This is a genomic window from Rhodoferax sp., from assembly GCF_039922535.1.
Classification (GTDB): Bacteria; Pseudomonadota; Gammaproteobacteria; order Burkholderiales; family Burkholderiaceae_C; genus Rhodoferax_B.
Genome location: NZ_JBDTEM010000174.1, coordinates 1 through 3,135, shown reverse-complemented (window position 1 = coordinate 3,135; position 3,135 = coordinate 1). Strand labels below are relative to the sequence as shown.

The 3,135-nt window shown below is 62.8% G+C and carries 3 protein-coding genes; all 3 read left to right on the top strand.

All coding sequences use genetic code 11. The features are described 5' to 3' along the window. Positions 1-420, top strand: a 420-nt coding sequence (locus tag ABI213_RS08140) for an alpha/beta hydrolase fold domain-containing protein (RefSeq protein WP_348026681.1), incomplete at its 5' end; no start/stop codon positions are given. Positions 421-524: 104 nt separating this feature from the next. Next, positions 525-1,727 carry a thiolase family protein gene (locus ABI213_RS08135; protein WP_348006487.1) on the top strand — a complete coding sequence of 401 codons (1,203 nt, stop codon included), beginning with the start codon at positions 525-527 and terminating at the stop codon, positions 1,725-1,727. A 27-nt stretch (positions 1,728-1,754) separates the two neighbouring features. Continuing rightward, positions 1,755-3,135, top strand: a 1,381-nt coding sequence (locus ABI213_RS08130) for a malonate decarboxylase subunit alpha (protein ID WP_348026679.1), incomplete at its 3' end; no start/stop codon positions are given.

The window sequence follows — 3,135 nt, the reverse complement described above, 5'->3', positions numbered from 1 at the left end:
GTACGCCGGGTCGGGGGGATTCAGGCCCTGGGGATGATTTACCCGGCAGCCCAACACCCTGACACACCCAGCCCCTCTTATGCGGAAAACGGTGAAGGCAAGTTTTTGACGTATAGCGCGATGCGCTGGTTTATGGCCACCTACCTGGGCGGGCAGGCCGCAGCTGCACAGCACCCAGATTTTGACCTGCTGCATTCCGACATGGCCGCTTTGCCCCCGACCTGGGTCGCGACCATGGGGCACGACCCGCTGCGCGATGAAGGCCACGCGTTGGCCCTGCGCATCGAGCATGCCGGGGTGGCTGTGGCGCACGCGCATTACCCCGGTGCCATCCACGCGTGCATCCATTTCAGCGGTGTCTCTACCGTGGGTGCCCAGGTGGTGGTTGACCTGGCGGCCTGGTTGCGTTTGCAAATCTGAGGCGCGCCAAGCCCGTTTGATTAGGGGCTTTCCCTAGGTTGTTGGAGGCGCAATTTAGTTATGATAAATAATCAAATTGACCTGCAACAAGCGAAGAATTCCCCATGAAAGCCTACATTCCTTACGGGATTTACTGGTCGTCCCCGTTTGCCAAATGGCAAGGTGCGCTGGCCAATCTCAATGCCTTGCCCCTGGCGGCCCACACCGGCAAACAGGCGCTGGCGGCGCGTGGCTATGACATGGCGCAGATCGATCTGGCCATTCTGGGACTGACCAATCCGCAAAAGGGCAGCTTCTACGGCTTGCCCTACGTCACCGGCCTGATGGGCATAGACCGCGTGGCCGGGCCCACCATCCAGCAGGCTTGCGCCACCAGCGTGCGGGCCTTGCAAATGGCCGCGCAAGAGGTGGTGTGCGGCACGGCCACCAGTGCGCTGCTGGTGATGGCCGACCGCCAGTCCAACGGCCCGGTGGTCTACTACCCCGATTCCAGCGGCACCGGTGGCTACGGCATCAGCGAACACTGGGTGCCCGACAACATGGGCCACGACCCCTACGCCAAGAACCCCATGCTGCAGACCGGCGAAAACGTGGCCGCACGCTATGGCATCAGCACCGCCGAGCAGCACGATTTGAAGCTGCACCGCTACACCCAGTACCAGCAGGCGCTGGCGGACGACCGGGCCTTTCAGAAGCGCTACATGGCCGATGTGCCGCTGACCGATTCCAAGTTCCGCAAGCAAACCGGCGTACTCAGTGCCGACGAAGGCATCTTCCCCACCACGGCCGAAGGCTTGGCCAAACTCAAGCCGGTAAAAGAAGGCGGCACGGTTACCTATGGCGGCCAAACCCACCCGGCCGACGGCAATGCGGGCGCCATCGTCACCACGCGCGACCTGGCCCGTGCTGCGTCTACCCACCCGAACATTGAAATAGAGATTCTGGGCTTTGGCCAAGCCCGCGTGGAGCCGGGCTATATGCCCATGGCACCGTCGCCTGCAGCCTTTAACGCGCTGAAGAACGCGGGCTTGGGTATCCAGGATATAGCCGCCATCAAAACCCACAACCCCTTTGCCGTGAACGACATCGCCCTGGCACGCGACACCGGTTTTGCCTGGGAGAAGATGAACAACTATGGCAGCTCCATCATCTGGGGCCACCCGCAAGCGCCCACCGGTCTGCGCGCCATCATCGAGCTGATCGAAGAGCTGGTGCTGCGCGGTGGCGGCATCGGCATGTTCACCGGTTGCGCCGCTGGCGACAGCGGCTACGCCACCATTCTGCGCGTCACCGACAGCAGCAAATAACGTACACACACCGTACAGAAGCACCCCATGAAAATCATCACCGCAGCCCAAGCAGGCGCCCTCATCCAAGACAACGCCACCATCTTCTTGGGCGGCCTGGCCGTCACCAGCCTGCCCGAAGAAGTGTTGAAGGGCGTGGAGCAGACCTTTCTGGACACCGGCCACCCGCGCAACGTCACCACCTGGGCTTGCGGCGCCATCGGCAACAGCAAGGACGCGGGCATGGTCCACTTTGCGCACCCCGGCATGATCAAGCGCACCGTGGCCGGCCACTTTGGCCAGACCGGTGCCGAGATGATGAAGATGGTGTTTGAAGGCGAGGTCGAGGCCTATAACTTCCCGCAGGGCAGCCTGTCGCACCTGACGCGCCACATCGCCAGCCGCAGCCCCGGCCTGCTGACCAAGGTCGGCCTGGGTACCTTTGTCGACCCGCGCATCGAAGGCGGCAAGCTGAACAGCAAGTCCACCGAAGACCTGGTGAAACTGGTCGAATTCAACGGTGAAGAATGGCTGTTCTACCCCACGCCAAAGATCGACGTGGCCATCATCCGCGGCACCCTGGCCGATGAAAACGGCAACATCACCCTGGACAAAGAAGGCATGCTGCTGGAGCAGATCAACATCGCCCACGCGGCCAAGGCCTGCGGCGGCATCGTCATCGTGCAGGTGGAGCGCATCGTCAAGGCCGGCACGCTGCACCCCAAGGCGGTGAAGATCCCTGGCGTGTCGGTGGACTACGTGGTGCTCAGCCAGCCTGAAAACCACATGCAAACCATCGCCACCCAGTTCAACCCGGCGCTGTGCGGCGACGTGCGCGTACCGCTCAATTCGCTGGAGCCGATGGCACTGGACGAACGCAAGGTGATCGCCCGCCGCACGGCCATGGAGCTGAAGCCTGGCGCCATCACCAACCTGGGCATCGGCATCCCCGCGGGCGTGCCATCGGTGGCGGCGGAAGAGGGCGTGTCCGACCAGTTGACCTTGAGCATCGAAAGCGGCATATCCGGCGGCATCCCCGCGCAGCTGGGCGACTTCGGCGTGGCCTACAACGCCGAGGCCATCATTGAGCAGTCGCTGCAGTTCGACTTCTACGACGGTGGCGGCCTGGATGCCAGCTTCCTGGGCCTGGCCCAGGCCGACAACTGGGGCAATGTGAACGTCAGCAAGTTCAACGGCCGCCCGGTGGGCTGTGGCGGCTTTGTCAACATTACCCGGTCCACCAAGAAGCTGGTGTTCTGTGGCACTTTTACCGCTGGTGGCCTGAAGGTGAAGGTGGCCGACGGCAAGTTGAACATCCTCGTCGAGGGTAAGTCGCGCAAGTTCATCGAGAAGGTCGAGCAGATCACCTTCAACGGCCACGACGCGGCGCTGCGCCAGCAAGAGGTGTTGTTCGTCACCGAGCGCGCCG